The sequence below is a fragment of the Paraglaciecola sp. genome, from assembly GCF_030730205.1.
Taxonomy (GTDB): Bacteria; Pseudomonadota; Gammaproteobacteria; order Enterobacterales; family Alteromonadaceae; genus Paraglaciecola.
Window position 1 is genome coordinate 1 of sequence record NZ_JANQVQ010000112.1, and the last position, 3,977, is coordinate 3,977.

Sequence of the window (3,977 nt, forward strand, 5' to 3'; positions counted from 1 at the left end):
AAGGGGCAAAGGTAACCGTACTTGCGCGTTCTCCTTACGTTAAAAGCCAGCCATACGAATATCAAGGGGTAAGCGTTATTCCTGTATGGGCCATGCGCCATAAATTCCTTGAAACCTTTTTACATACCTTTGTAGCAATTATTTACGCTAGGTTGTTTGTGCATCCTGATATTATTCATCTTCATGCCGTGGGCCCTGCATTGTTTACACCCTTAGCAAGGCTATTGGGCATGAAGGTTGTAGTGACCCATCACGGTGCAGATTACGACAGGCAAAAGTGGAATGCCTTGGCTAAAGGCTTATTAAAAACCGGTGAAGCCATGGCATTGATGTTTGCTAATAAAATATTGGTGGTTGGCAAATCGCTGACTGAGAGGTTGCAACAGCAACACCCCAAACAGGCGCACAAAATTGAATTTGTTCCAAATGGCGCCATTGCCAAGTTCGATGACAATGTCGCGATTAACGATTTACAAGCCACCGGATTGGCAATCGAAGCCCACAACTACATTGTTACGGTTGGTCGTCTAGTACCTGAAAAAGGCTTTCATGATTTAGTACAAGCGTATTTATTGGCAAACATTCCGCAAAAATTAGTGATTGTAGGTAGTACTGATCATCAAGACGAGTATTCCAGCAAACTGCTTCAACAAGCTTCTGAGCGAGTCATTTTTGCAGGCCGCCGTGAAGGCGCCCAACTAAAAGCCTTGTATAAATTCGCTAAGTTGTTTGTACTGCCTTCATACCACGAAGGTTTGCCAATTGTTGCCTTAGAGGCAATAAGTGCTGACACGCCCGTTTTACTCAGCAATATTACCCCAAATTTAGATATTGAATTAAGCACTGAGCATTACTTTAGGGTGGGCGACCAAGCCGACTTGGCACTTAAGTTAGCTTTGGATATACCTAAGGCACCCAAAGCAGAAATTTTATTAAAATATGACTGGGATAAAATAGCTCATCAAACAATTCGTTTTATCATCGAATTGACTGATAACAAATCCTCATGTTTAGGAAAACATTAAAATGGAACATTCGATTTGTAATAAGCTAAAATTTTCGGTTGTAATCATTACATGTGAACGTCCAGACTTTCTTAAATCATCTTTGGAGAGCGTTTTTAAACAAGCATTACAGCCATGCGACGTTATTGTTGTAGATGATTGTTCTGTTGCCGATTATAAGCCAGTGTTGGAGCAATTTAGAGATAGAGAATTTGTGTATCACCGCTTACAATGTCGCTCAGGTGCAAATGCTGCTAGAAATAAAGGAGTTGAACTTTCCAAAGGCGATCTTGTAGCATTTTTAGATGATGACGATATATGGCATGAAAACTTTTTAGAGGAGCATTTAAATGCTTATTCAACTGACAATAATGTCGGTGCAATCATCTGTGGGCATCGAATATTAGGATGCGAAGCTAAAGTAAATATAAACCCGCTTTATTTAGTAACAGCTGAGGAACTACGTCACGGCAACCGCTTTTCTGGTATGAGTGGCTTTAGCGCTAAGCGTCAGCTGTTGAGTGAACATCCTTTCGATATAGATTTAAAAAATGGTCAAGATTGGGATCTATTTGTTAGGTTAATTCAAGCCGATATTAAGTTTGTTAACATTCCTAAAGCTCTTTTTTTATATCGATTAGCCACCCCAGGTGGGATTACCGCAAAAGCAAAAAAAATGGTTGTTGATGATATTGAACCACGGTTACTCTCGGCCAAGAAACATAGAGATTGGCTCGGTGAAAAGTATTATAAGAAAAGAGTTGCAGAGCAAGTATTAAGCTTTTTACCTCTCAAAAAAAATAAATTATCTTGGATCAACAAATCCATACGATTAGTAGGCTTAAAGGCCACTTTGATATCTTTAATACATCAAATTAAACGTAAACTGACAAAGTGATTTTAAACTTTAAATCTAAAAATGGGTGGATCTTATGAAAGAAAAATTGAAAAAAAATACTTTGGCTGTTCTTGGGCGGTATCCTAGGGTTGTATTCGTTCATGTGCCAAAATGTGCTGGAGTATCAGTTTATAGCTCAATTTACTCTGCACTCTATCCTTCGTTTTTTAAAACCACCCCATTGACTGAAATCATTGATTTAAAAAATAGTAGAAAGTGTGAAGAACTCTTAGATATTGACATGATGAAATCGCGGGAAGTCATTATGGTCAATTATCTCAATAATCCATTTAAACGATTTGTGACCGGACATTGTTATGCCGCGCCTTTAGTTGTGGACGCTTTTTACGAGCAGTGGAATTTTTTAACAGTTTTACGTGATCCCGTTGACAGATTTATTTCGGAGTATGTGTACAATCGATTCAAAAAATCTGATTGGCTCAAGGTCGAACTGGCTATAGATGATTATTTGGAAACACAAGTAGCCGCTTCTCAAGGTATGACACTTGCTAGATATTTCTCAGGAATGAGCAACCAACAACTTTTAGTTACTGATCAGCAAAGTGTTGTTGACTTAGTGATAGCTAATTTGACTAAGTTTAAAAGTATTGGATTTGTCGATGACTTAGAAAGCTGGAATAACAAACTATCGCTTATGTTTAATAAAAAGATTCCTTTCAAAAACAAAAACGCTAGTCCAAATAATACAATGTTTACGGATATTAAAAATAATAGTGATTTAACCCAAAAAATTAGACAACTATGTGCTGTAGATATTGCGATTTATGATGAAACAAAAAAGATATTTGGATAACGATTTATTTGGCTGTGTCTAGAATACTGCATAACTGACTACAAGATAACTTAGATAGAGTAATGGATGCTAAATAAAAAGGTTTTCTACTTTCCGTTTAACAATGCAAACCAATATGTTGATATTTCTAAAAAAAGTATCTCAGAAAGTGGGTTTGAGGTGCTAGATTTTAAAACACTATTTAATTTCAAAAGCCTATTTGCTAGGGCGGATAACGTAGCAGTGCTTAATTGGTATGAAGACCGATTGTATCAAAAAAGATTCGGTAAGCTCAGAGCGTTTATTGAGCATTTTGTTGTGTTTTTTCAATTAATATCAATGAAGCTGTTTGCTAGCCATATCATTTGGGTTAGGCATAATTTTAAGCCGCATAATAGGGGTAACAGACCTTTCAGCCACAAGTTGGTCTGTGCCGCACTAAACTTAATTGCATCCGAAATCGTTACTCTCGAAAAAACAGAAACATTCAGTTCAACGGTTATTCCTCATCCTCTATACCGCGAAGACGATGATATATTGCATGAAATTAATTCCACAGAGGCTGAGAATATTGAATTCGATTATCTATTTTTTGGCACGATAAAACCTTACAAACGTTTGGATGAATTAGTAACTTTGTGGCCTGAGCATACCTTTTTAAAAATAGTCGGGTATTGTCAAGATAAGGCCTATGAAGCAAAAATAAAGGCAATTGTTGCAGACAGAAATTTACATGTAGAGTGGCAAAATGAATATGTGAGTGAAGCGTATTTAAATGATCTTCTGGCTAGAACGCGTTACGTATTTATGCCCCATAGTGATGGTGCAATGATATCTTCAGGCACCTTTTATCAAGCTATTAATTTTGGTATCAACATTGTGTGTTTTGACTCTTTTTATGCCAGAGATAAAAAAGCGAAACATGATTTTGTTCATATAGTGGCACAAGATAACTTAGAGGCCGAGCTGCTTAAACTTTCGCCGGTTCCTAAAAAAGCGGTAATGAGCGAAGCCTTGGCTTGGTACGGCAGAAAAACAATCGCTCAAGCATGGAATAAGCTTTTACCTTAAGCAAGAAAACTAACTATTTTGGTCCATAAAAAAAGTGCTCAACACCCCATGCAAGCAATGGGTTGATTTGCCCTAATATGGCAAACTTAATGCTTTTAAAAGCATCTTAAATTAACAAGAGAGAATTACTGAGTGTCATTAAAGAAGCAGGCTGCTAAAGGTGGTTTATGGATATCAATTACCCGCACAGGTGTAAACGTTGTCGACTTTA

General features: G+C 37.2%; 4 protein-coding genes. All 4 read left to right on the plus strand.

Annotated elements, in window-relative coordinates:
- Positions 1-1,025 (plus strand): glycosyltransferase family 4 protein (locus NWQ57_RS08355; protein WP_306021688.1); only part of this gene is annotated, 1,025 nt, incomplete at its 5' end.
- A gap of 1 nt (position 1,026) precedes the next feature.
- A complete protein-coding gene (locus NWQ57_RS08360) occupies positions 1,027-1,902 on the plus strand; it encodes a glycosyltransferase family 2 protein (RefSeq protein WP_306021689.1) in 876 nt (291 codons plus the stop codon).
- Positions 1,903-1,936: 34 nt separating this feature from the next.
- Positions 1,937-2,716, plus strand: a complete 780-nt coding sequence (locus tag NWQ57_RS08365; protein ID WP_306021690.1) for a sulfotransferase family 2 domain-containing protein — start codon at positions 1,937-1,939, stop codon at positions 2,714-2,716.
- A gap of 66 nt (positions 2,717-2,782) precedes the next feature.
- On the plus strand, positions 2,783-3,766 hold the full coding sequence (locus tag NWQ57_RS08370; RefSeq protein ID WP_306021691.1) for a hypothetical protein: 984 nt from the start codon (positions 2,783-2,785) through the stop codon (positions 3,764-3,766).
- The last annotated feature ends 211 nt before the right edge of the window (positions 3,767-3,977 follow it).